Origin of the sequence: Kiloniella spongiae (assembly GCF_001026905.1) — a bacterium.
GTDB lineage: Bacteria > Pseudomonadota > Alphaproteobacteria > Kiloniellales > Kiloniellaceae > Kiloniella > Kiloniella spongiae.
This window is the reverse complement of the sequence record NZ_LAQL01000002.1, coordinates 416,813-440,930: the sequence shown is the minus strand read 5'-3', so window position 1 is coordinate 440,930 and position 24,118 is coordinate 416,813. Positions and strand designations below refer to the sequence as shown.

General features: G+C 45.6%; 22 protein-coding genes. 16 read left to right on the top strand and 6 right to left on the bottom strand.

Annotated elements, in window-relative coordinates:
• Positions 1-44: 44 nt before the first annotated feature.
• Complete coding sequence (locus WH96_RS02040) at positions 45-1,409, top strand: glutamate--cysteine ligase (RefSeq protein WP_047762441.1); 1,365 nt, start codon at positions 45-47, stop codon at positions 1,407-1,409.
• 221 nt (positions 1,410-1,630) lie between these two features.
• Here WH96_RS02040 and tldD read toward each other — a convergent pair whose 3' ends face one another.
• Positions 1,631-3,061 (bottom strand): metalloprotease TldD, encoded by a 1,431-nt coding sequence (gene tldD / locus WH96_RS02035; protein WP_047762440.1) that lies wholly within the window; start codon positions 3,059-3,061, stop codon positions 1,631-1,633.
• Between the two features lie 195 nt (positions 3,062-3,256).
• Here tldD and WH96_RS02030 point away from each other — a divergent pair, with 195 nt between their 5' ends.
• From WH96_RS02030 to WH96_RS01980, 12 genes are all read left to right on the top strand, one after another.
• Entirely contained in the window at positions 3,257-4,597 is a 1,341-nt protein-coding gene (locus WH96_RS02030; RefSeq protein WP_047762439.1) for a DUF3422 family protein, read from the top strand.
• Positions 4,598-4,929: 332 nt separating this feature from the next.
• Positions 4,930-5,763, top strand: coding sequence for a cytochrome c oxidase subunit II (gene coxB, locus WH96_RS02025; protein WP_047762438.1), 834 nt, complete (start codon positions 4,930-4,932; stop codon positions 5,761-5,763).
• A gap of 80 nt (positions 5,764-5,843) precedes the next feature.
• On the top strand, positions 5,844-7,445 hold the full coding sequence (gene ctaD / locus WH96_RS02020) for a cytochrome c oxidase subunit I (protein WP_047762437.1): 1,602 nt from the start codon (positions 5,844-5,846) through the stop codon (positions 7,443-7,445).
• Positions 7,446-7,535: 90 nt separating this feature from the next.
• Positions 7,536-8,456 carry a heme o synthase gene (gene cyoE, locus WH96_RS02015; RefSeq protein WP_047762794.1) on the top strand — a complete coding sequence of 307 codons (921 nt, stop codon included), beginning with the start codon at positions 7,536-7,538 and terminating at the stop codon, positions 8,454-8,456.
• Between the two features lies 1 nt (position 8,457).
• Positions 8,458-8,613: a hypothetical protein gene (locus WH96_RS22280; protein ID WP_204248096.1), complete on the top strand. Its 156-nt coding sequence runs from the start codon at positions 8,458-8,460 to the stop codon at positions 8,611-8,613.
• A 1-nt stretch (position 8,614) separates the two neighbouring features.
• Positions 8,615-9,226, top strand: a complete 612-nt coding sequence (locus WH96_RS02010; RefSeq protein WP_047762436.1) for a cytochrome c oxidase assembly protein — start codon at positions 8,615-8,617, stop codon at positions 9,224-9,226.
• A 34-nt stretch (positions 9,227-9,260) separates the two neighbouring features.
• Positions 9,261-10,058, top strand: coding sequence for a cytochrome c oxidase subunit 3 (locus WH96_RS02005; RefSeq protein WP_047762435.1), 798 nt, complete (start codon positions 9,261-9,263; stop codon positions 10,056-10,058).
• A 311-nt stretch (positions 10,059-10,369) separates the two neighbouring features.
• Positions 10,370-11,122: an SURF1 family protein gene (locus WH96_RS02000; protein ID WP_053005564.1), complete on the top strand. Its 753-nt coding sequence runs from the start codon at positions 10,370-10,372 to the stop codon at positions 11,120-11,122.
• A gap of 51 nt (positions 11,123-11,173) precedes the next feature.
• Positions 11,174-12,667 (top strand): carboxypeptidase M32, encoded by a 1,494-nt coding sequence (locus tag WH96_RS01995; protein ID WP_047762434.1) that lies wholly within the window; start codon positions 11,174-11,176, stop codon positions 12,665-12,667.
• Between the two features lie 148 nt (positions 12,668-12,815).
• Complete coding sequence (gene thrC, locus WH96_RS01990; RefSeq protein ID WP_047762433.1) at positions 12,816-14,213, top strand: threonine synthase; 1,398 nt, start codon at positions 12,816-12,818, stop codon at positions 14,211-14,213.
• A gap of 2 nt (positions 14,214-14,215) precedes the next feature.
• Complete coding sequence (locus tag WH96_RS01985; RefSeq protein ID WP_047762432.1) at positions 14,216-15,475, top strand: M16 family metallopeptidase; 1,260 nt, start codon at positions 14,216-14,218, stop codon at positions 15,473-15,475.
• Positions 15,476-15,504: 29 nt separating this feature from the next.
• Positions 15,505-16,110 carry a GNAT family N-acetyltransferase gene (locus tag WH96_RS01980; RefSeq protein ID WP_245629396.1) on the top strand — a complete coding sequence of 202 codons (606 nt, stop codon included), beginning with the start codon at positions 15,505-15,507 and terminating at the stop codon, positions 16,108-16,110.
• A 15-nt stretch (positions 16,111-16,125) separates the two neighbouring features.
• On the opposite strand, the gene WH96_RS01975 is transcribed toward WH96_RS01980, so the two are convergent.
• The gene (locus WH96_RS01975) at positions 16,126-16,698 is read right to left on the bottom strand and encodes a YqgE/AlgH family protein (protein WP_047762431.1); all 573 of its coding nucleotides are present in this window, start codon (positions 16,696-16,698) and stop codon (positions 16,126-16,128) included.
• Between the two features lie 298 nt (positions 16,699-16,996).
• On the opposite strand from WH96_RS01975, the gene WH96_RS01970 reads away from it, so the two are divergent.
• The gene (locus WH96_RS01970) at positions 16,997-19,024 is read left to right on the top strand and encodes a protein-disulfide reductase DsbD family protein (RefSeq protein WP_162200099.1); all 2,028 of its coding nucleotides are present in this window, start codon (positions 16,997-16,999) and stop codon (positions 19,022-19,024) included.
• A 25-nt stretch (positions 19,025-19,049) separates the two neighbouring features.
• Entirely contained in the window at positions 19,050-19,532 is a 483-nt protein-coding gene (locus WH96_RS01965) for a peroxiredoxin (RefSeq protein ID WP_047762791.1), read from the top strand.
• On the opposite strand, the gene WH96_RS01960 is transcribed toward WH96_RS01965, so the two are convergent.
• Positions 19,529-20,263, bottom strand: a complete 735-nt coding sequence (locus WH96_RS01960; RefSeq protein WP_053005562.1) for a DUF1194 domain-containing protein — start codon at positions 20,261-20,263, stop codon at positions 19,529-19,531. The two genes, WH96_RS01965 and WH96_RS01960, sit on opposite strands and share 4 nt — an antisense overlap.
• A gap of 353 nt (positions 20,264-20,616) precedes the next feature.
• Between WH96_RS01960 and WH96_RS01955 the strand changes: the two genes are divergently transcribed.
• Positions 20,617-21,420 carry a flagellin N-terminal helical domain-containing protein gene (locus tag WH96_RS01955; protein WP_047762429.1) on the top strand — a complete coding sequence of 268 codons (804 nt, stop codon included), beginning with the start codon at positions 20,617-20,619 and terminating at the stop codon, positions 21,418-21,420.
• A 36-nt stretch (positions 21,421-21,456) separates the two neighbouring features.
• Here the strand turns inward: WH96_RS01955 and rnhA are convergent, their stop codons facing one another.
• From rnhA to ispH, 3 genes are read right to left on the bottom strand one after another with little or no spacing between them, the layout of a single operon-like run.
• Positions 21,457-21,900 carry a ribonuclease HI gene (rnhA, locus tag WH96_RS01950; RefSeq protein ID WP_047762428.1) on the bottom strand — a complete coding sequence of 148 codons (444 nt, stop codon included), beginning with the start codon at positions 21,898-21,900 and terminating at the stop codon, positions 21,457-21,459.
• On the bottom strand, positions 21,897-22,862 hold the full coding sequence (locus WH96_RS01945; protein ID WP_047762427.1) for a homoserine kinase: 966 nt from the start codon (positions 22,860-22,862) through the stop codon (positions 21,897-21,899). The genes rnhA and WH96_RS01945 overlap by 4 nt, the downstream gene beginning before the upstream one ends.
• A 49-nt stretch (positions 22,863-22,911) precedes the next feature.
• Positions 22,912-23,880: a 4-hydroxy-3-methylbut-2-enyl diphosphate reductase gene (gene ispH, locus WH96_RS01940; RefSeq protein WP_047762426.1), complete on the bottom strand. Its 969-nt coding sequence runs from the start codon at positions 23,878-23,880 to the stop codon at positions 22,912-22,914.
• Between the last annotated feature and the right edge of the window lie 238 nt (positions 23,881-24,118).

The window sequence follows — 24,118 nt, the reverse complement described above, 5'->3', positions numbered from 1 at the left end:
AGTTTATTTTTGTAAACTATGACCGATATTATGGAATGTAAAACATGTCCGACGCTTCTTCCTCATCAACCGTAATTACGGATAAAGCCCAACTGATTTCCTATCTGGAAAGTGGCAACAAACCAAAAGACCAATGGCGTATTGGGACTGAACACGAGAAGTTCGCCTTTTGCGATGAAAGTTTTAAATCCCTTAAGTATGACGGTGAAAAGTCAATCAAGATGATTCTTGAAGGTCTCGCCAATCGTTTTGGATGGACTCCTGGATACGAAGGCGACAACATCATTGCGCTTACGGATAGCGGTGCTTCTGTCACATTGGAGCCTGGCGGACAGCTGGAACTTTCCGGTGCACCTTTGGAGACTGTGCATGATACCTGTCGTGAAGTGCACGCGCACTTGCATCAGGTAAAAGAAATTACCGAACCTCTTGGTATCCACATGTTAGGTATGGGGTTTAATCCCAAGTGGGGACAAGAGGGCGTTAACTGGATGCCTAAAGGGCGATACAAGATTATGCGCGAGTATATGCCAAAGCGCGGTAATCTTGGCCTGGATATGATGACATTGAGTTGTACTGTTCAGGTTAATCTGGATTTTTCCAGCGAGCAGGACATGATCCACAAGTTCCGAACCAGCTTGGCGTTGCAGCCTATTGCAACAGCTCTTTTTGCGAACTCCCCCTTTAGTTATGGTAAACCTAACGGATTTTTGAGCTATAGAAGTCACCTTTGGACCGATACTGATCCTGATCGTTGTGGCATGCTTTCTTTTGTTTTTGAGGATGGTATGAACTTTGAACGCTATGTTGATTATGCTCTTGATGTGCCGATGTACTTTGTTTATCGCGATGGTAAATACTTGGATGCCAGTGGTGGATCATTTCGTGATTTCATGCAGGGAAAATTGAAAATACTACCGGGTGAGCTACCTACGATAAAAGACTGGGATGATCATATCACCACGGCTTTCCCCGAAGTCCGGATGAAAAAATTTCTGGAAATGCGTGGCGCTGATGGCGGTCCATGGAAATCTCTGTGCGCTCTACCAGCTTTGTGGGTTGGCCTGCTTTATGATCAGTCGGCGTTGGATGCAGCGTGGGATCTCGTGAAGGATTGGACTGATGAAGAGCGTCAACTTCTTAGGGCTGAAGTTCCTGCAAAGGGGTTGTCTGCTGTAATTCGTGGCCAGAAGTTGCAGGATTTAGCACGGGAAGTTGTGAAAATTGCGGCAAGTGGTCTGGAGAATAGAGGTCGGACTGATGTGCAGGGACGTGATGAAGTGCATTTCCTGAACACCTTGATGGAGACAGCGGAAAGTGGTGTTACACCTGCTGAAGAAAAGCTTAAAGCTTATTATGAGCGCTGGAATGAATCGGTTGATCCTGCCTTTGTTGAATATGCTTATTAAGTACGGTTCTTAAGCGCTTTACCAGATTTGTATTTAAAAGCTGACGCCTCTTTTTCGAGGGGCGTCAGCTTTTTGGTAGAAAATGGTTAAAAAAAAAGCCCCGGTAAAAACCGGGGCGTAAAGATATCGATACAAGGGTCGATAGGAGGTTGTAAGTAAAATACTACTTCAGATTGCATTAAGGAAGTGTTAATTTACAACTCGGCGTATTTTTTTCTAGTTTACGCCGTTCCACCAACCGTAATGCCGTCGATAAGAAGTGTTGGTTGCCCAACGCCAACAGGAACGCCCTGGCCGTTTTTACCGCAGGTACCGACGCCGTCATCCATTTCCATATCGTTTCCGACCATAGAAATTTTTTGCATGGCATCAGGACCATTTCCGATCAAGGTCGCGCCTTTTACGGCTTCGCCGACAATACCATCTTTTACTTTGTAGGCTTCGGTGCAGGCAAAAACGAATTTGCCGGATGTGATATCAACCTGGCCGCCACCAAAATTCACGGCATAAATGCCATTCTTTACAGATTTAAGCATTTCCTGGGGGTCGTGCTCGCCGTTTAGCATGACTGTATTTGTCATGCGTGGCATCGGAATGTGGGCATAGCTTTGCCGACGACCATTGCCTGTTGAATTTTCACCCATCAGTCTGGCATTTTGACGATCTTGCATATAGCCGACAAGAATGCCGTCTTCGATCAGGGGGGTGCACTGAGACGGTGTGCCTTCATCGTCAACCGAAATTGATCCTCGTCGATCCGCGATGGTTCCATCATCAACAACGGTAACGCCCTTGGAGGCAACGCGTTCTCCGATGCGATCACTAAAGGTAGAGGTTTTCTTGCGGTTGAAATCACCCTCCAAACCATGACCGACAGCCTCGTGAAGCAGAATTCCGGGCCATCCAGGTCCAAGGATAACCTGCATTTCACCTGCAGGTGCTGGAACAGCATCAAGATTGACCAGTGCCCGACGGATAGCTTCGTCAGTTCCTTTTTGCCAATAGACTGGATCAAGCAAGCTGTCGTAAACAAAGCGGCCGCCACCGCCATAAGATCCGCTTTCCATTTTATCGCCCTGTGCAACGGTGACAGAAATGTTCAGGCGTACCAAGGGGCGGATATCAGCAACTTTATGTGCGTCTGCGCGAATAATCTGAACAGCCTGCCATTCGCCAGAAATAGACGCACTGACTTGAACCACGCGCGAATCTTTTGCGCGGGCATAGGCATCGATGTCGCTGAGTACCTTGATCTTGGTTTCAAAGGCACAGGCAGATAGCGGGTTGTCTTCTGTATAGAGCGCGGAATTTGTGCCCTGAGGTGAGCCAGCCATCGTGCCTGAATGTCCACTGTGTACTGCTTGGACTGTATTAACGGCGCGCTGGATTGCTTCTTCGCTTAGATCGCTGGCATGAGCGTAACCAGCGCTTTCACCTGCTATCGCACGCAATCCAAATCCTTGGGAGGTATCAAAGCTGGCGTTTTTCAGGCGTCCGTCGTCGAAAACCATACCTTCGGATTGGCGGTATTCAAGATAGAGCTCGCCATCGTCGGCACCCGTTAGTGCATTATTGACAATACTCTCCAGCCGCTTTTGATCCAAATTGGTACGGTTGAAAAAAAGATCGTCGGTTGTGGCAATGTAGCTCATAAATGGATTCCTTAAATATACCTTTGAAGACAATATAGGTGCTCAAAGTGAGAAGGCCAATGATCTTGGCTTCCAAATTAAAGAGAATCTTGCCACACTCCACTTCGTCAAAAGACAAAAAACGCTTCAAAGCAAGAAAGCGGACAAAACGAACTCTGTAAAAATACAGAACTAAGGTCGATATAAGGAACAAAAATGTTGCGCGATCATCCCTTGCGGGTTGAGCTCTGTAACGAGTTACATGCAAGGCCATTTACCCAGCTTACTGGCCCGGAAACTATTACACACATAGGAATGTTATCAGGAGAAGACAAAGCAGAAGATGAAAGAGCCCACGTTGGATTGCTGTGCCAGCGCTTTAACGTGGCAGCACCAGCACCGGGCACGAAGCACTTTATGGCCGACCTAGGGCATTTTTATGTGGTTTGGGAACGGCATACAGAATTTTCCACCTATACTTTTTTCCGCAACAGAAAAGACCCGGATCGTAAGGAATATGATACGGCGTCGACTGTTGTTCAAGCCAAGCAGATGAATCATGAGCCTTTTTCTAAAACCGCTATAGAACTGGTTCCGGTGGATTGGCTCAATGCTGTGCCTGGTCACCGATTGGTCGGAGTCCATCTTGAACTTGAAGGGCACGATGCGCCGGAACGCACGATGCAGGAACAGGTTGCTTTCTTTCCAATAGGAAATTTATCTGCTTGTACTCTAAGAGGCGGACTTGCTGCCGTCTGGATGGATTTCAGCATCAATGAGGATGGGTATGGTCGAATTCTCATCAAGGATTATGGCCTGAAACCAAGGCAAATAGGACGTGCGGTTCAGCGATTGCTTGAAATTGATACCTATAGAATGATGGCTCTCCTCTCGCTTCCTTTGGCTCAACAATATGGGGATCGCCTAGCGAAAGCGGGGCGTGTACTCAAGGACATTACAACGCGGATGACGGATCGTCGTGATGTGGATAATGAAAAAGAACTGTTGAGTGAGTTGACCGAGTTATCCGCGGAAATTGAACAGGCTGCTGCGGCGACGAACTATCGATTTTCTGCTTCAAAAGCTTACCATGAGTTGGTTAAGCAACGCATTTTGAAGTTGAAAGAAGGAAACATGGACGGTTTTCAACGCATGGAAAGTTTCCTGGATCGACGTTTGACGCCGGCAATGCGAACTTGTGAAGCCATGGCCTTGCGCTTAGACACCTTGTCCAAAAGAGTCGCGCGTGCTGGACAGTTGTTAAGAACACGTGTTGATATTCAGCTGGAAGAACAGAACTCTGCACTTCTGAAATCTATGGATAAAAGAGCAAGCATACAGCTTCGATTGCAAGAGACCGTTGAAGGTCTTTCTGTGGCAGCAATCAGCTACTATGTCGTTAGTTTGATTTACTATTTGGCAAAGGGAATAAAGACAAGCGGAGTCGATATAAACGCATCGGTTGTCGCTGCTGTATCTATCCCGTTTGTGGTTGCTGCTTTGTGGTTGGGTGTGCGCCGTGTTCGCAGAATAGTTGAGCGGGAAAGTCAGGATTAGCGGTAAGAAAAAAGCGTAAAAGCCCCAATTTGTGCGACAAATTGCATGCTGCGTCATAAGGTCGCAACCCGAGGACGAACCCCTCAGGAAAGGGTATAGTTCGCTTAATGTTTATCTTTTGGTAGCTTAAAGCGTCTAATATGCGCAATTCTTCTGTATCTGGGGCTTGTCCTCTCGGGTTTCAATAGGGTAGGTTGCGCCAGAATAACTTTGGAGTCCGGCTAGTGTCAGAATTATCCATTCTGGATATTAGTCTTGGAATCGGGAAGATACTTTGATCCTGATCAATTCAGGAACAAAAGTTGAAATAAAAAAAACAGGATGTTGAGTACATGACGTTTCTGAAACGGATTGCCTATCTAATTAGTGCTGTTGCACTTTTCGGCGGTTTGGCTGCTACTGGCCACGCCTCTCAGCCAACTGAGTGGGGCCTTGGTCTGCAAGATGCCGCTTCTCCGACAGCTGTTGCGTTGGAAGAATTCCACGAACTACTGCTTTATATCATCGTTGCAGTTTGTGTCGTTGTTTTGGTTCTGATGCTTTATGTGATGTTCCGTTTCTCAGAGAAACGGAACCCGGTCCCATCCAAGACAAGCCATAATACGCTTCTTGAGATTATCTGGACTGCTGTACCGGTGATCATTTTGGTGATTATCGCGATACCTTCGTTCAAGATCCTATATGCGGCGGATAGTAATCCTGATACCGAAATGACGATCAAAGCGATCGGAAAACAGTGGTACTGGTCTTATGAGTATCCAGATCAAGGTGACTTTACCTTTGATGCTTATATGAAGTCAGAAGACGAGCTAGAGCCTGGCGAACCACGTTTGCTGGCTACAGATAATGCGATTGTTGTTCCAGTTAATACCAAAATTCGTCTTTTGGTGACTGGCGATGACGTTATCCACTCTTTTGCAATGCCATCTATGGGCTTGAAGCTTGATGGTGTACCAGGTCGTATCAATGAAACCTGGTTCGAAGTTACTGCAGAAGGGACTTACTACGGTCAATGTTCTGAGATTTGTGGTACGGGCCATTCCTATATGCCGATCATGATCAAGGCTGTTTCCAAGGAAGAGTTCGCCAAATGGGTTGAATTTGCCAAGGACGAATTTGCTGCGATTGAAGATAATCGTTCCGTACAGGTTGCTCAGCTTAACTGAGAAACTGAACTGGATTTCGCCGTTTAATCGGTTATAGCGCCAAGAGAAGCGCTTAAAGAAACGAAATGAGGATATGAGATATGGGTACTGCTGCTGAAGCCCATCAAGACCATGATCACATGCCGGGATTCTTTACCCGTTGGTTCTGTTCGACCAACCATAAAGACATCGGTATTTTGTATCTGGTCTTTTCAGTAATTGCTGCTTTGATTGGTGGCGCATTTTCCGTTTACATGCGTTTGGAACTCCAAGAACCAGGCGTACAATACTTTTTGACTGATGGTGAACCAAATGGTCAATGGTGGAATGTTGTCGTAACGGCGCATGGTTTCATCATGGTGTTCTTTGTGGTTATGCCCGCGATGATCGGTGGTTTCGGGAACTACTTTGTTCCTTTGATGATCGGTGCGCCGGATATGGCTTTCCCGCGTATGAACAACATTTCATTCTGGTTGATAGTTCCTGCTTTCCTTCTGTTGCTCGGTTCTGCGCTGGTTGGTGAAGGTGCCGGTACCGGGTGGACGGTGTATCCGCCGCTCTCATCCTTTGGGCAGTCGGGACCGTCGGTTGATATGGCGATCTTTGCACTTCACTTGGCGGGGGCGTCCTCCATCCTTGGTGCTGTGAACTTTATTACAACAATCTTTAACATGCGTGCACCGGGCATGACCCTGCATAAAATGCCTCTTTTTGTATGGTCCATGCTTGTTACTGCTTTCTTGTTACTATTGGCTGTACCTGTTCTTGGTGGCGCGATCACCATGCTACTGACAGATCGTAACTTCGGAACATCTTTCTTTGATCCGGCTAAAGGTGGCGACCCGATCCTATATCAGCACTTGTTCTGGTTCTTTGGTCACCCCGAAGTGTACATCATGATCCTGCCTGGATTTGGTATTATTTCTCACATCATTTCGACTTTCAGTCGTAAACCTGTGTTTGGCTATCTCGGTATGGCCTATGCGATGTGTGCGATTGGCTTCGTTGGCTTCGTTGTTTGGGCGCACCACATGTACACTGTTGGTCTGGACGTGAATACACGTGCTTACTTTACGACGGCGACGCTGGTTATTGCTGTGCCAACCGGGATTAAAATCTTCTCTTGGATTGCCACAATGTGGGGTGGTTCACTTCGCTTTTCTGTGCCAATGGTCTGGGCGCTTGGTTTCATCTTCCTCTTTACTGTTGGTGGTGTGACCGGGGTTGTTCTTGCCAATTCTGGTATGGATCTGGCAATGCATGACACCTATTATGTCGTTGCGCATTTCCATTATGTTCTAAGTCTTGGTGCCGTTTTCGGAATTATCGCTGGCATGTATTACTGGATGGGTAAAATGTCCGGTCGCGATTATCCGGCATGGTCAGGCTATCTGCATTTCTTCCTGACTTTTGTCGGGGTGAACATGATTTTCTTCCCTCAGCACTTTTTAGGACTACAGGGAATGCCGCGTCGTTACGTTGATTATCCTGATGCCTATGCTGGCTTCAATGCGATTTCTTCATATGGTGCTTATATTACCTTTGCTGCGACGATCTTCTTTGTTGTCATGACTGTATGGACAATGAAATTCGGTCGCCGAGTTGAAGCTAATCCATGGGGCGAAAGTGCTACAACACTGGAGTGGACAGTATCTTCTCCTCCACCGTTCCACTGCTTTAACGAACTGCCAAAAATCAAATAACGGTAGTATGTATAAATCCGGCCATTTCATCGCGTTATCCGATGATAATGGCCGGATTTAATCAGGAGTAAATTTGTGACCGATACATCTATGGAAAATACAACAACAACCGATACTGCGTCTTTGAGCGGTGTTGCGCAGGTTGCTGACTTCTGGGCTTTGATGAAGCCGGGTGTCATGTATCTTGTTGTTTTTACTGGGTTCTCCGGTTTGATGGTTGCTCCGGGCGCGATTCATCCCTTCCTTGGGATTATTGCGTTGTTCTGTATTGCAATTGCATCCGGTGGCGCCGGAGCAATTAACATGTGGTATGACCGCGATATTGACGCGATCATGACACGGACAAAAAAACGCCCGATCCCGGCTGGCCGTATGGCGCCGGACGTTGCCTTGAGCTTTGGAGTCATCCTTAGCCTGTTTTCAGTGATGATTATGGGGTTGGCTGTGAATTGGACCGCAGCAGCACTTCTGGCTTTAGCCAACGGTTTTTATGTTTTTGTTTATACGATGTTCCTGAAACGACGCACACCACAAAATATTGTCATCGGTGGTGCGGCGGGCGCTTTCCCTCCCATGATTGGTTGGGCGGCTGTAACAGGAACTGTCAGCATTGAATCCATTGTTCTTTTCCTGATTATCTTTATGTGGACCCCGCCTCATTTTTGGGCTTTGGCGCTCTATAAAGATGGCGACTACGCTGCTGCTAAAGTTCCGATGCTTCCAGTTGTTTCTGGCCGTGAAAATACAAAGTGGCAGATGCTGGTTTATACCATTGCGCTTTTCCCGATTGTGTTAGCGCCAGTGTATTTCAATGTTGCCGGATTTTTGTACGGGGCTGTCGCACTGATCGCGAGTTCGTATTTCCTATGGCTGAACATTAAGGTATTACGCTCCGAAGAAGATCGTCATGCCCGTAAGATGTTCTTCTATTCTATTCTATATCTCTTTGTTCTCTTTGCCGTTCTTATTATTGATCGAACGCCGGGTATTTTGAGTTTGATTGGTGGTTAACATGTCTGAAAGCAAAACAGAAAAATATGAAACTGTGGAAAATTCAGAAGAAATCCACAAACAACGAAAGCGCCGTAATTGGGCTATCCTAGGTGTTCTCCTGGGGTTTATTGCTCTTGTGTATGCCGTAACTATCGTCAAGATGGGGTTAAAATAGCATGTCTGTAGCCGGTGGTAAAAATGCACGCGTTGCAATCATTCTGGGCGGTGTCGTATGTGGAATGGTGGCGTTGGCTTTTGCGTCGGTGCCGCTTTACCGCTTGTTCTGCCAGGTTACTGGCTATGGAGGGACGACACAGGTTTCAGAAGCAGGAGCAACAGACGATCTGGTTATGACTGATCGTGATGTAACCATTCGATTTGATTCCTCTGTGAACGGGGATCTACCTTGGAACTTTAAACCTGCGCAACGCGCAGTTGATCTTAAAGTCGGGGAAGAAGGAATTGCGTTTTATCGCGCAAAAAATACGTCTGATGATAAGGTCAAAGGTGTTGCCACTTTCAACGTGACACCACTGAAGGCCGGTCAATATTTCGTAAAAGTAGATTGTTTCTGTTTTTCCGAACAGACTTTGTTACCGGGACAAGAAGTTGACATGCCTGTTACTTTCTATGTCGATCCGGAAATAGAGAATGATCCGAATCTCAGTGACGTAAAAACAATCACTCTGTCATATACGTTCTTTCGGGATACAGAAGGCGAAGATAGTATAGATATGGGTGGTTTGGGTAATGACACCGGAAACAAACCGGTTGTAGAGGTCAATTAACAATACGCAACAGCGTCTGGTTAAGAGGGATATCATGAGTGCAGGGCACGACGAAGTAAAACATCCGTATCATTTGGTTGATCCAAGCCCTTGGCCTTTGCTGACAGCTTTTGCTGCCGGCTTGATGGCGACAGGTCTTGTTCTGATGATGCACGACTATACAAACATAGTTCTCTATGCGGGTATCGCATCGGTACTTATTTGTACGTATGGCTGGTGGCGTGACGTGGTGAACGAAGCTTATGTTCGTCACCTTCATACCCCTGTGGTTCGTATTGGTCTGCGATATGGCATGGTGCTATTCATTGCTTCTGAAGTAATGTTCTTTGTTGCATTTTTCTGGGCATACTTCACGGCGGCTTTCTATCCGAGCGAAGTTATCGGGGGTGTTTGGCCGCCAGCTGATGTTGTCACGTTCGATGCATTTGATTTGCCGTTCTTGAACACGCTGATCCTACTGCTGTCCGGTTGTTCCGTGACATGGGCGCATCATGCCATTCTGAACAGTCAACAGAAGCAGGCTGTGCATGCTTTGATGATTACTGTTGGTCTTGGCGTGATCTTTACGGCACTTCAGGCTTTCGAATACAGCCACGCTGCATTCGGTTTCACAGATAACATCTATTCTTCTACCTTTTACATGGCGACCGGCTTCCACGGTTTCCACGTTATCGTTGGTACTATTTTCCTTTTTGTATGCTTGATCCGTACAAAAAAAGGTCACTTCACACCTGAAGCCCACGTTGGCTTTGAGGCTGCGGCCTGGTACTGGCACTTCGTGGACGTTGTTTGGTTGTTCCTGTTTGTGGCTGTTTACTGGTGGGGTGGCTAATAAACCCTGTTCAATCAGGGGAACCTGATACCGTTTTGGTTTAAAAGAAGGCCGTGTTTGATACGAGAGTGGAGTTTAAATTTCACCCGTTAAGACACGGCCTTCTTTGTTTTTACGTTTTTTGAAAGGCTAGGTTTTAATCGGCCGGGGCAAACCAGAGGAAAAGACTGAGATAATTATCTTATGTGTATCTCTCAGTAACAGATTTTTTCTCATTAATTATAGACCAATGGTTTTGCTCTCGTCGTGCAAAGGTCTTATGGTGGCGCTCGAATATTATTATAAAGCAAGCGACACAGGATTTGTCGATTATGACTAAAGGCATAGAACGCCGTTTCCAGCCAACTTTTTGGCCTACAATGTTTAGCATCCCCGTTGTTTTGATCGCGATTGCCTTGGGGACCTGGCAACTGTCGAGAATGGAATGGAAAAAAGAGCAAATTGCGTTGCGTACAGATCGTGCCTCTGCGTCTGCGATTTCTTTTGCAGAAAATTATCCCAACGAAGTTGCAGACCCACAGGCTGATGAGTTTATCAATGTCTGGGTCGAGGGCGAGTTCTTACACGATAAAGAACTGATTATGGGGGCGCGGTCATTGGATCGCCAGTTGGGGATCCAGATTATTACCCCCTTTACCTTGACGGATGGTCGGCAGATTTTGATTAATCGCGGCTTTGTGCCATCTGAACTAAAAGACCCGGTTCAACGCCCGGAAGGTCAGGTTGAAGGGGTTGTTAAAATTGAAGGTCTTCTAAGGGTCGACGGATGGAAAGGCTATGAGTTTGTGCGCCCGGTAAATGACCCGGAAGACAATTTTTGGTTCTATACCGATATCAAGGAAATGAGCCTGCAAACCGGCCTGTCTAATCCTGTTATGAGTATCTATCTTGATGCGGGACCTGCGGTTAATCCCGGTGGTTATCCGCTCGGGGGGCAAACGCGTATTGCCTTGGTGAATAATCATCTGGAGTATGTCATTACTTGGTATGCAATGGCTTTGATCCTTGCCGTGATTTATTTCATCTATCATTATCGCCCTGTTGGGAAGTTGGAAGACGAATAAACTACGATCACTCGTCGCGTGAATGTTTTGTTGCTTGATTGGGAATGTGAAATGTCAGCTTATCTTGCTCTTGAAAAAAAATTCCGTCGTATGAATGCCATCGGTGAGGCCAGTGGTGTTCTCGGTTGGGATATGTCGACAGTAATGCCAGCCGGTGGTGCCGAAGCCAGAATGGAACAACTTGCTGCTTTAAGTGGTGTTCAACACGAAATTCTAACCAGCAGGGAAGTAGAAGACCTTTTTGCGCAAGCACTGGAGGATAAAGGAGATCTGGGTAGCTGGCAGTTGGCCAACTTGCGTGAGATGCAGCGGATCTGGCGACATGCAACGGCACTTGATGGTGACTTTGTTGAAGCACAAACCAAAGCGGGAAAACGCTGTGAGATGATCTGGCGTGAAGCCCGCCCGAATAATGATTTCGCTTCAATTCTGCCTGCGATGAAAGAAGTACTTAACCTCACGCAGCAAGAAGCCAAGATCAAAGCCGAGCTTTTCGAATGTGATACCTATGATGCCTTGCTGGATCATTTCGAGCCCGGTGGTAAATCAATGCGCATCGATGCGATTTTTGATGATTTGGCCGCATTCCTGCCGGACTTCACACAGGCAGTGCTGGAAAAACAGGCGTCAGAAACGGCAGCCGTGATGCCCGATGGGTCGTTTTCTTTAAAAGCGCAAGAAGCTCTTGGACGAGAAATGATCAAAGCTGTGGGCTTTGATTTCAACCATGGTCGCCTTGATGTCAGTCTTCATCCATTCTGTGGCGGTGTGCCTGATGATATTAGAATAACAACCCGGTATGACGAAGCCGATTTTATGACATCGCTTATGGGCGTTCTTCATGAAACCGGACATGCGATGTATGAGCATAACCTTCCAAAGGATTGGCGTCTTCAGCCTGTTGGCTCTGCGCGCGGTATGACAATGCATGAAAGTCAGTCACTTATTATTGAAATGCAAGCCAGCCGAAGTGAAGAGTTTGTTTCATTTGTTGCTGAGAAAGCAAAAGTCGCTTTTGGGGGGCAAGGTACTGCTTGGGCACCTGAAAACATGCAGCGCATTTATAATAAGGTTAAGCCTGATTTTATTCGGGTTGATGCTGATGAAGTTACCTATCCGGCTCATGTTATTCTCCGGTATCGTCTGGAAAAAGAACTCATCAAGGGATCTATGGGCCTTGAAGATTTGCCACACGCATGGAATGACGGATTAGAGGACTTACTAGGCATACGTCCACCAAATGATACCCTTGGCTGCCTTCAGGATATTCACTGGTATGATGGTGCTTGGGGATATTTCCCGACCTATACTTTGGGTGCCATGGCTGCGGCTCAATTATTTGCTTCGGCTAAAGCGGCTGTGCCTGAAATTCCATCTGCTTTAGCTCAAGGGAACTTTGGACCTCTTATGGGGTGGCTGAATGAAAATGTTCATGCTTGGGGATCTTTCCTTTCAACAGATGAATTACTGACAACCGTTACGGGACATCCACTTGATCCACAGGTGTTCAAGGCGCATTTGAAGGCCCGTTATTTGGATGTTTAATCTGGAAGTCGGATTTTCATACTTGATTGTGTGAAAAGAAAGCCATAGTAAAATTGATCTTACTTGCTGCTATGGTAACGGCGAAGTAAGGTTTTTGGCTTTGGCCCCGTGAGTTTATTACGTTGCAAAAGTGACGGTCTGGGAAATCATGAAATACATCAGCACACGTGGGCAAGCAAAAGCCCTTAACTTCGACGACGTACTCCTTGCCGGGTTAGCCCGTGACGGGGGACTTTACCTTCCTGAAAGCTGGCCTCAGTTTTCTGCAGAAGAAATCCGGGATATGGCTGGCAAACCCTATACGGAAATTGTCTTTCGCGTCGTGAAGCCATTTGTTGCCGGTGTGATCCCTGATCAAGACCTAAAGGCAATTGTCGAAGACAGTTATGCTGATTTCAGACATTCAGCAGTGGCTCCGTTGAAACAAATAGATGGCCGTATCTGGGTCATGGAACTTTTCCATGGGCCAACGCTTGCGTTCAAAGACTTTGCGTTGCAGATGCTCGGACGTCTTTTTGACTATGTCCTTAAACAACGTGGTGAGCGAATTACGATTGTTGGGGCAACATCGGGTGATACCGGATCTGCGGCGATTGAAGCATGCCGGGATCGAGATCAGATCGATATCTTCATTCTGCATCCGCATGGGCGCGTTTCCGAAGTTCAACGACGTCAGATGACAACGGTAACATCGCATAATGTTATCAATGTTGCTCTCGAGGGAACATTTGATGATTGCCAGGATCATGTGAAGGCAATGTTCAATGATCAAGATTTCCGTGATACAGTGAACTTGTCTGCGGTAAATTCCATTAACTGGGCACGAATTATGTCCCAGATTGCCTATTATTTTGCTGCAGGGGTTGCGCTCGGTGCGCCGGATCGTCCGGTTGGTTTTTCTGTGCCGACAGGTAACTTTGGTAATGTTTTTGCGGCCTATGCAGCGGGTAGAATGGGGCTTCCGATTTCCCAGTTAATCGTTGGTTCGAACCGAAATGATATTCTTACACGTTTCTTTGAAACAGGTTCAATGACAATGAATCCGGTCGAGCCAAGCTTGTCTCCGTCTATGGATATCCAAGTCTCCAGTAATTTTGAGCGCCTGTTGTTTGATTTGCTTGATCAGGATGGTCAAGCTGTTGAAGCTGCTCTGACATCGTTCCGTGAGAAGGGGAATTTTGACCTGGAACCTGCGCGCCATCAACGTGCCCTCAGATTGTTTGATGCCTATCGCCTGAATGATGATGAAACATTAGCGGAAATTAAAAAGTACCATGAGCAGACGGGGGAGCTGTTTGATCCTCATTCTGTGATCGCGGTTTCTGCTGCTGTTGCCAAAGTACGTGATGATGTGCCCGCAATGGTCTGTATGGCAACGGCACACCCGGCTAAATTCCCGGATGCGGTCCACAAGGCTTCGGGTATTACACCTGAGTTGCCGGAACACATGGCCGATCTTTTTGATCGAGAAGAGCAATATAAAGTTATGGAAAATGATTTGAGTAAATTAAAAGACATGGTTCTGTCTCGCCGGAGAAACAGCTAATAATGACGATTGAAATCTCTAGGCTGTCAAATGGCCTACGTGTTGCGACAGATCGACAGAACGCAGTAGAATCCGTTTCTCTGGGGGCATGGATTGGTGTTGGCGCTAGAAATGAAAGTGCCGACGTCAACGGTGTTGCTCACTTGCTTGAGCATATGGTGTTCAAGGGTACGGAGAAACGTAGTTCCTTTGATATCGCTGAAGAGATTGAAGCGGTTGGTGGTCAGCTGAATGCCTATACTTCTCGGGAAAATACGGCCTTTTATGCGAAGGTACTCAAAAATGATGTCCCGCTCGCATTGGATACTGTTGCTGATATTTTACAGAAGCCTCTTTTTGACGAAGACGAGCTCAAAAAAGAGCGCCATGTGGTCTTGCAAGAGATTGGTCAGGCAAATGATACACCTGATGATATCGTCTTTGATCACTTCCAGGAAACAGCCTTTGCTGCTCAACCTCTTGGGCGCCCGGTTCTTGGACGTGGCGAAATTGTAAATCGTTTGAGCGCTGGCGATCTTCGCAATTACCTATCGGGTCATTACGGTAATGATACCATGGTGGTTTGTGCTTCCGGCAATGTTGATCATCAGGCTTTTGTAACGCTTGCGGAAGAGCAATTCAGCAATCTTGGGAAAGCAAACCTTAATCCCTTGCCGCAATCTGAATATACCGGAGGAGAATTCAGGGAAAACAGAGACCTTGAACAGGTCCATCTGCTGCTTGGCTTCAAAGGTGCAGAGTTTGCTGGCGAGAACTATTATGCTGCTAACGTTCTTTCTACTTTGTTTGGTGGCGGGATGTCTTCGCGCTTGTTCCAGGAAATCCGTGAAAAACGGGGACTTGTTTATACGATCTATTCTTTTGCTTCCAGTTTCATGGATAATGGTCTTTTTGGTATCTATGCAGGAACTGGCGAACAGGAAGTCAGCGAACTTGTCCCAGTTGTGTCGGATATGTTGATGGAGCTTTCTTCAACTGTGACCGAGGAAGAAATTGTCAGAGCGAGAACGCAGCTAAAAGCGTCGATCCTGATGGGACGGGAAAGTACGGGTGTTCGTTGTGAACAGCTAGCTCAACAGCTTTTGATTTTTGATCGGGCTATTCCGGTAGAAGAAACTGTTGCCAAGATTGATGCTGTTGACGTGGATATGGTTCAAGGCTTCGCGCAGCAGGTTCTGAAAAGTCCTATGACGCTTGCTGCAATGGGGCCGCTTGGTAATTTGGAAAGTAAAGAGCAACTGCAAAAGAGGTTTGTTGCTTAATGTTTTTGAGTGGGATGAGCCATTGGGATATGCGGAAATTACGCTTGATGAACGAGCGAATTTACCTGCGTGCCCCCCAGTCTGGTGACTGGAAAGAATGGGCCAACCTGCGCCGTAATAGTCGTGATTTTCTGGCTCCTTGGGAGCCAACCTGGGCAAGCGACAATCTAACCAAATCTTCTTTTCGGGATAAGCTTAGGGCGTATAAATTGGATTGGCGCAGTGATGTTGGCTATACTTTCTATGCTTTCTCACGCGAAGATAATACGATGCTCGGGGGTATTACTCTTGGAAATATCCGCCGGGGAGCTGCTTATATGGGGACCATCGGGTACTGGATGGGCGAAGCCCATGCAGGCAAGGGGTATATGACCGAAATTCTGTCAGCCATAATTGACTATGCTTTTGATGATTTGGAACTCCACCGTCTGGAAGCGGCTTGTCTGGAACATAACGGCCCAAGCCAGTCAGTTTTGAAAAAGGTTGGTTTTCAGGAAGAAGGCAAAGCCCGTGGCTATCTGAAGATCAATGCGATGTGGCAAGATCATATAACCTATGCTCTTTTACAGAATGACCCGCGGCTGTCACGTCGGGGCTGGATTAATGTACCACCTGTTACCCAAGTGAAGGTTTGATCTTTTTTCGAACCTTTATGCGTGGCCAGCTTCTCTGGACAATAGAGCAGGGTCTATACCGATTTTAGACATGGCGAGATTCCATTTATCCATCAGATTTGATCCGAATAGAATTTCATGATCCTGTTCGGCAACCAGCCAGCCATTCTGATGTAATTCGTCGTTAAGTTGTCCGGGACCCCATCCTGCATATCCAAGTGCAAGTAGGCTCTTTTCTGGCCCGTTATTATTGGCGATGTCGTTGAGAATATCAATCGTTGCCGTCATTGAAATTGTCTCGGCCACGACCATGGTGCCGTCCTGCTGATAATCGTTACTATGCAAAACAAATCCGCGGCCAGATTCGACAGGGCCGCCAAAATGCACTTTGATCTGCGAAGAGGACGTTGTCGGTGGTATTTCCAGTTGTTCGAGAAGATCGATGAAAGAAAAATTTTCAATGAGTTGATTGACGACAAGGCCCATGGCGCCATCTTCGTTATGGACGCAGATGTATATGACTGACTTTACAAAGCGTGAATCTGTCATCTGTGGCATGGCGATTAGTAACTTGCCGGTCAAATAACCGTTACTCTGAAAGCTTGTCATTGATATTTTATTCCTCCTGAGCAGATATTGAGAGGGTGATGGTTATGTTACCTCAAGGTCTTATTGTGATTATAAGCCGAGGCATTCCGCCACATCGTCATAATTATTATATACTATATAGATTTACATCTTAATATTTATAAAAGAGCAAATCTAAAAACAGAAATACAACATTGATTGAGAGATGTTGGTCCGGACAAGAAATTAGGAACACATGCGTTTTTTATGGAAAAAGATAAACGGTAATCTATGCAGAGTGCTGCAGGGAATAATTTTTGTTTTCTTTGGATTATTTACTTTGCCTTATACGGCCCAAGGGTCCTCGTCACCTTGGATTGAAGAAGAATTTTCCCGTGTTCGTATGGTGACCGGACAAGAAACACTGGGCGAGACTGGCAAAGTAATGCTCGGCCTCCAGTTCGAGTTAAAAGAGGGTTGGAAAACCTATTGGCGGTCACCGGGCGATGCTGGATTTCCTGTTTCTCTTGATTTGGCTGAAAGTAATAATCTGAAATCCTGGCAATTTTATTGGCCGGTTCCTCATCGTTTTATGCTCTTTGGTCTGCAAACATTTGGTTATAGTAAAGAAGTTGTTTTTCCGTTTGAAATTCAGGCGGAAGATCCGCAGAAGGACGTTACTTTGCGGGGAACCGCAAGTTATTTGCTTTGTAAGGAAATTTGTATTCCGTTTGATGCCGACGTGACGATACGTATTCCAGCCGGAGAAGCATTCCCTTCTTTGGAAGCAGGGATTGTTGATACCTATGTAAATCGAGTGCCGGGACTAGGCGCGGAGGTCGGTTTTGATATTACAGATAGCTTTCTAGTGGGTAATGGTGAAAACCTCGTTCTTAAAGTTTATGGATCTGCCAAGGATCAAGGTTTTCAAAAACCGGACGTTATTGTCGAAGGGCCCCCGGGGTTTTCGTTTTCTGCTCCAGAAGTTATTATCGATGATGGTGGTGCCAAAGCAGAATTTATCATTCCGGTTTCGATTGCCAAGGAAGCCAAAGGTGTTCTGGAAGGTAAGCAAATAACACTCTCCCTTGTGGATGGGGCAAAGGGCACAGAGCTTAAAACTGTTTCCAAATATAAAGACGTTCCTATTGGCACAAGTTCGGGGATTTTAGCATTTTTACCAATTTTGGGATTAGCCCTTGTTGGTGGCTTTATTCTGAACTTAATGCCGTGTGTTTTACCAGTATTATCGTTGAAGTTGATGTCGGTGATCAAACATGAAAAGAGTGATTATCAAGGCATTCGTAGTAGCTTTGTCGCCACAAGTTTTGGTATTTTAACCTCTTTCTGGATTTTAGCCGCTGCTGCATCGTTGTTGAAAGTGGCAGGCTTTTCTGTGGGGTGGGGGATACAGTTCCAACAACCGCTGTTTCTTATCGCGATGAGCGGGATTGTCTCGCTATTTGCGGCAAATCTTTTTGGATGGTTTGAGTTCTTGGTCCCGGGTGGAGTAATAAACCGTGCCGTAAATGCAAGTGATAAGAAGGGAATTAGCGGTGATTTTCTCAAGGGGATGTTTGCCACGCTTTTGGCGACCCCTTGTTCTGCACCATTCCTAGGGACTGCGGTTGGTTTTGCGCTAGCAAGAGGGACATGGGAAATTTTTGCGATTTTTACTTTTTTGGGCATCGGTATGTCGTTGCCTTATTTGATTGTTGCGGCAAAACCAAGGCTTGCTTCTTTTTTACCTAAACCAGGAACCTGGATGATTTGGTTGAAAAGCGTTCTTGGATTGCTTTTGTTGGGAACCGTTGCGTGGCTTTTGTCCGTTCTTTTTGTTCAGGTGGGGTGGGTAGCGACAACTCTTGTTACAGTTCTGTTAGCTCTTGGTATGGCTATTCTAGCGGTTAAATCGCTTACAATCGGAAAGCGGGCTGTTGCTATCTCTTTGTTAGCGATCCTATCCTTGGCTGTTCCCTACAAATTCTCTGTCTCTTCTGAAAAGGCATCTGTTTCAGCTTATTGGTTACCCTTTGCTCAGGAACAGATAGCTACAGAGGTTAATAACGGTAAGATTGTTTTTGTGGATGTGACTGCTGACTGGTGTATTACCTGTCAGGTAAACAAGAAGCTTGTTCTTGAACAGGATGAAATAGAATCCTTGTTGCAAAAGGAAGATGTTTTGCCAATGCAAGCCGATTGGACACTGCCAAATGAAACGATCACTGCCTATCTAGAAAGTTATAATCGGTACGGAATTCCTTTTAATATTATCTATGGCCCCGGTGCACCCGAAGGGATAGTGTTGTCTGAGCTTTTGACCATTGATGAAGTTTTAAGTGTCTTTGAACAGGCGTCTGGAAAATAAACTTAAAATATTGATTGGATATAAAATGACGATTTCAGTTGGAGATAAAGTTCCCTCGGTTTCCGTTTGGAATAAGAATGCAGAAGGTATCGACAAACTAGACTTTGCCGAATTTTGTGCAGGTAAAACAGTTGCTTTTTTTGCCGTTCCTGGTGCTTTTACGCCGACCTGTCAAGAACAGCACTTTCCAAGCTATAAAGAAAATGCGCAAAAATTACAGGATAAGGGTGTCGATGTTATCGCCTGTATGTCTGTCAATGATCCTTTTGTTATGAAAGCTTGGGGGGATTTGCTTGATCCTGAAGGGGATATTGTGATGTTGGCGGATGGATTATGTGAGCTTGCAAAGGCTCTAGGGTTAACTATAGATGCTTCTGGTGTCGGATTGGGGCAACGGGCAGCCAGATTCTCTATGCTGATCAAAGACGGTGTAGTTGCCTCGCTTCATGTCGAAGAAGCTGGTGCTTATGAAGCATCTGCAGCAGAAGTTATGCTAAACGATCTCTAAAGAGTGTTTTGCACGATAGGCAGGGGAGCGATTTCCCGTACAAGTTTTTTCTGGATGGCATATTCGTATGCTTCATAGGAATTTGCTTTTATAACAAAGCTTCCCTGTCCGCCGATCACGGCATTTCGAAAGTAGTGATGTAAGGTTGGAGTTTCGTTGATTATTGCGAGACCATTGACCGTGATACCCTTTTTTATGGCAACGTCCCGCAGGAAGTGGGCGGGCACGCCATCATTATTCCGTCCGTCCCCAGATATATCCAGCACCTTTCTGTAAGATCGATAGGGTGTGTTGCTAAACATATGGAGAGATTTGGCAATAACTGCTGAGATTGACGTGGGTCCGAGAGCAACGTGTCTGGGGAGTTTGCGAATTCGTTCTGAAAGAGTGGCTATGGAGTTGGAGGACCCTATTGCTGTCCAAGGAACAGAGACGATTTGGTTGTTTGTTCCTGACCATTGAATAAGTGCAATTGATATTTTTTTATAGTGTCCAGCCTGTATAGCGATATTCACTGCAGATGAACGTATTGCACGTGCCAGGCCGTTCATTTGTAGTTGGTATTCTGCATCGCTGACGCTATAGGAACAATCGACAGCTAGTATAAGTTCCATATCTACAGCGAAACCCTCTGCTCGGCTGACATTTATATTGCCTGCCGTCATCATAAAGATCATGAAGAGCATTTTTTTTAAGAGGGAGAGTTTTGACTGAGCTTTTTCAAAGTACATATGAACCTCTGACAGATGAGCTTTTTACATAGTACCGCAAAATGGAATTTAATGTTCCTTTTTGCTATTTCTTTGAATTCGTAATGCTTTTAAATGATTAATCGACTCTATTGATATGGTACTTTATATCTAAGACTTTTGATCCGTTGCGTTTATAAGAATCGTTCAAGTCGCTGATAAATAGTTTGTTTTAGATGGCGTGTAAAAATTAGTTAAAATTTTATTTAAATTCAATGTTATTTTGATGTGTAAAATATTGATTTTTTTCATAATACAGCTCAGAATAAATAAATTAGTATCGGTGCACTGCGCAGGTATGCGCGTAACATTCTCTAAGTATTGGAGACGGTCAAATGCCTACCGTTAATGGCGCGTCGTTTAGCGCGACGTCACTGCAAAATTCACGTTTGCAGCAAAATAGTATCAACAAACTTGCAAGTGGATCTAATATCCCTAGAGCTTCCGATGCGGCAGCTTCTTTAGCAATTTCCACGGTTTTACAATCAGACACTGTTGTTCTTAACCAAAATGCAGCCACTGCTGCGCAAGGGGCCAGTATCGGCCAAATTGCTGATGGTGGCTTGGCAAGAATATCTGATGGCCTGATGCGTATGAAAGAGCTTGCTGCACAAGCTTTAGGGGCTACGCAGGACCCTGCTAGTCTACAGGCGATTAATGCTGAGTTTGTTCAGATTAGAGATGAAGTTTCTGAAATTGCAAATCAGACAACCTTTAATGGTCGTGGGCTTCTTGATAACACTGACAGTTCTGAATTCCTTGTCGGCACTGATGTCGGCGATACAATCTCTCTTGATGGTGTCGATGTTACCGGCGCTTCTCTTGGAATATCAGGCCTAACCGTTGATAGCGCAGCAAATGCGACGACAGCAATTAGTGCGATTGATGGTGCTATCAATCAAGTGAGCAATGCCAGAGCTGAAATTGGAGCAACGGTTTCTCGCTTTGAAGTTGCGGGCGAAAATATTGCGAGCCAAATTGAAAATGTATCTGCTGCTAATTCAGCCTTGGCTGATGCAGATATCGCTGCGCAGGTAACGAGCTTGGTCACTTCAAAGGTGTTAAACGAAGCTGAACTTGCTGTTCAAGCTCAAGCAAATAAGAATCCGCAAGCTCTCTTGAAGATTTTGGAGAATTAAACCAGGTTTTCTAAGGTTGCCGAGACGGCCATGGCCTTATTTATATTCGGCCATGCCTTGGCGTGCGAGTTCATCAGCGCGTTCATTTTCGGGGTGTCCTGCATGCCCTTTAACCCATCGCCATTCCACGTCGTGGGGTTTCAAGGCTGCAACTAGATCCTGCCAAAGTTCAGCATTTTTAACCGGTTTTTTATTCGCAGTTTTCCAACCGTTTTTTTGCCAGTTAAAAATCCATTTTGTAATACCATCCTTCACGTACACACTATCAGTCGTCAAGATGATATAAGATGGTTTCTTAAGGGCGTTCAGCGCGGATATTGCCCCTTGGAGTTCCATGCGATTGTTGGTGGTTTCTGCTTCACCACCGCAAAGTTCTTTTTCAGTATCCTTGTATCGTAGTAATGCGCCCCACCCTCCAGGACCAGGATTACCTGAACAGGCACCATCAGTAAAAATTTCTACAGGCGTTCTTTGATTCATAAAGCTATTCCATAATCAGCAATGCTTTTAACGGATTGGTGAAATTTTAATTTATTCAAATATTCGATTGGATCTTTTGGCTTCACAAAAGCACCCTCGGGGTGATTTATCCAATCATAAAGTCTTGTCAGTAAAAAGCGCAGAGATGCTCCCCGGGCAAGAAGAGGCAGGGCTTGAAGTTCGTTCTGTGTAAGCGGACGAACCTCTTGATAGGCCCGAAGCATGAGTTGAGCCTTTGTAATATTGAAAGAATTATCCAATTCAAAACACCAGGCATTCAGACAAATGGCGAGCTCATATGCCAAAAGATCGTTACACGCAAAGTAGAAATCAATAACTCCAGAGAGCTTTTCGTGAATGAAGAAAACATTATCCTGGAACATATCAGCATGGATAACGCCTTGAGGGAGGTTTCCTGGCCAATGTTTTTCCAGATACTCATATTCTTTATTGAGTGTATCTGTTAAGCCAGCCTTGACCTGCTCACCTTTGTCTTCGCAGGCATCCAACACTTCTTTCCAGCCTTTGACCGATAGCGCGTTGGGTCTGGTAAGAGAGAAATCCTGTCCTGCAAGATGCATTTCAGCCATAGTTTTTCCCAAGGCACGGCAATGAAACGGTTGAATTCGTCTCGGCCACATCCCATCCAAAAAAGCGGTGATTGCTGCCGGACGCCCACAGAGCTCTCTTAAGTTATTGCCATCTTTACCCGCAATCGGGACGGGACAGGAAATGCCTTTGGCTGCTAAATGCTGCATATAACCGAGGAAGAAAGGAAGGTCGGCCTTCTCCACACGTTTCTCATAGAGAGTGAGGATGTAATGTCCTGTGGTTGTGTGGAGAATGTAGTTTGAGTTCTCCACGCCTTCCGCAATACCTTTGAGGGAAAGCACATCACCAATATTATATTCAGTGAGGAAGCTTTCTACTTCATCATCAGGAACTTCTGTGTAAACGGCCATTATTGTCTCAATGAAAATAGTGTTCTAGTAAAGAGATCTTATCGATACTTTAGCGAATATCTTTTGCTGTAGGTGTATCAAGCAGCGTTTTAGGAACTTTGAAAACAACGTTCTCGTTGCGGATATTAATTTCTTCGATTGATACGTTGTAATGTTCTTTGAAGGCGTTAATAACTTCTTCAACAAGAATTTCCGGGGCAGAGGCACCTGCTGTAATTCCAAGAGTTTTTACACCATTAAGGGCATCCCATTTAATGTCTGTTGCCCGTTGTACCAATGCAGCTTTTTCACAACCTTGTTTGTAGGCGACTTCGACAAGACGTTTTGAATTTGAAGAATTGGGCGCACCGATTACCAATAAGGCATCGCATCTTGTCGCGATTGCCTTAACGGCTTCTTGTCTGTTGGTTGTTGCGTAACAGATGTCTTCTTTTTTAGGTTCCAGCATATTGGGAAATCTGCGTATTAATACTTTGACGATAGAGGCTGTATCATCCACTGAGAGCGTTGTCTGGGTTACAAATGCGAGATTGTCTGGATCTTCAACAATAAGATTTTCGGCGTCTTCCTCAGTTTCGACAAGTACGATGGAACCATCACTTAGTTGTCCCATCGTGCCGATAACTTCTGGATGTCCAGCATGTCCAATGAGAATGACCTGACGTCCATCTTTTTCGTGGCGTTCAGCTTCTCTATGGACTTTGCTTACCAAGGGGCATGTTGCATCAAAGTATAACAGTTCACGCGCTTGTGCTGCTGCAGGTACAGATTTGGGTACGCCATGAGCTGAGAAAATCACGGGAAGTCCTTCGGGGACTTGATCTAATTCCTGTACGAATACAGCACCTTTTTGTTCCAGAGATTCAACAACGTATCTGTTGTGAACAATTTCATGGCGAACATAAACAGGTGCGCCGTGTTTTACGAGGGCCCGCTCGACAATCTCTATGGCACGATCTACCCCGGCACAAAAACCCCTTGGGCTGGCAAGTAGTATTGTGAGATCGCTTTTGTTCATCGTTTTTGTCCATACAGCTGTTGATGAGAATAGCTCACCTATCATTATGGCGAAACTAATACAGTGCGGATGATGAGAAAAGAGCTAATCAGTATGATCTTAAACATCGTTCAGCTTGCTTCTATCTTGGTATCTTTGTATTTAGAAGTAACTATATGAAAGATATTCATCAATAGCGGAACTATGATATCATAGTTTGGCTAGTTAAGTTATTTTAATCCTTGTCAAATTAAGGGAT

Bases quoted from the DNA above. Each gene is read 5' to 3' on its own strand.
- WH96_RS01975 (WP_047762431.1), bottom strand. From the start codon at position 16,698: ATGACAAGCTTTCAGAGTAACGGTTATTTGACCGGCAAGTTACTAATC.
- cyoE (WP_047762794.1), top strand. From the start codon at position 7,536: ATGGAAAATACAACAACAACCGATACTGCGTCTTTGAGCGGTGTTGCG.
- thrC (WP_047762433.1), top strand. From the start codon at position 12,816: ATGAAATACATCAGCACACGTGGGCAAGCAAAAGCCCTTAACTTCGAC.
- WH96_RS02040 (WP_047762441.1), top strand. From the start codon at position 45: ATGTCCGACGCTTCTTCCTCATCAACCGTAATTACGGATAAAGCCCAA.
- WH96_RS01965 (WP_047762791.1), top strand. From the start codon at position 19,050: ATGACGATTTCAGTTGGAGATAAAGTTCCCTCGGTTTCCGTTTGGAAT.
- rnhA (WP_047762428.1), bottom strand. From the start codon at position 21,900: ATGAATCAAAGAACGCCTGTAGAAATTTTTACTGATGGTGCCTGTTCA.
- WH96_RS01955 (WP_047762429.1), top strand. From the start codon at position 20,617: ATGCCTACCGTTAATGGCGCGTCGTTTAGCGCGACGTCACTGCAAAAT.
- WH96_RS01985 (WP_047762432.1), top strand. From the start codon at position 14,216: ATGACGATTGAAATCTCTAGGCTGTCAAATGGCCTACGTGTTGCGACA.
- tldD (WP_047762440.1), bottom strand. From the start codon at position 3,061: ATGAGCTACATTGCCACAACCGACGATCTTTTTTTCAACCGTACCAAT.
- coxB (WP_047762438.1), top strand. From the start codon at position 4,930: ATGACGTTTCTGAAACGGATTGCCTATCTAATTAGTGCTGTTGCACTT.
- WH96_RS01980 (WP_245629396.1), top strand. From the start codon at position 15,505: ATGCGGAAATTACGCTTGATGAACGAGCGAATTTACCTGCGTGCCCCC.
- WH96_RS01995 (WP_047762434.1), top strand. From the start codon at position 11,174: ATGTCAGCTTATCTTGCTCTTGAAAAAAAATTCCGTCGTATGAATGCC.
- WH96_RS02005 (WP_047762435.1), top strand. From the start codon at position 9,261: ATGAGTGCAGGGCACGACGAAGTAAAACATCCGTATCATTTGGTTGAT.
- WH96_RS02030 (WP_047762439.1), top strand. From the start codon at position 3,257: ATGTTGCGCGATCATCCCTTGCGGGTTGAGCTCTGTAACGAGTTACAT.
- ctaD (WP_047762437.1), top strand. From the start codon at position 5,844: ATGGGTACTGCTGCTGAAGCCCATCAAGACCATGATCACATGCCGGGA.
- ispH (WP_047762426.1), bottom strand. From the start codon at position 23,880: ATGAACAAAAGCGATCTCACAATACTACTTGCCAGCCCAAGGGGTTTT.
- WH96_RS02010 (WP_047762436.1), top strand. From the start codon at position 8,615: ATGTCTGTAGCCGGTGGTAAAAATGCACGCGTTGCAATCATTCTGGGC.
- WH96_RS01945 (WP_047762427.1), bottom strand. From the start codon at position 22,862: ATGGCCGTTTACACAGAAGTTCCTGATGATGAAGTAGAAAGCTTCCTC.
- WH96_RS01960 (WP_053005562.1), bottom strand. From the start codon at position 20,263: ATGTACTTTGAAAAAGCTCAGTCAAAACTCTCCCTCTTAAAAAAAATG.
- WH96_RS22280 (WP_204248096.1), top strand. From the start codon at position 8,458: ATGTCTGAAAGCAAAACAGAAAAATATGAAACTGTGGAAAATTCAGAA.
- WH96_RS02000 (WP_053005564.1), top strand. From the start codon at position 10,370: ATGACTAAAGGCATAGAACGCCGTTTCCAGCCAACTTTTTGGCCTACA.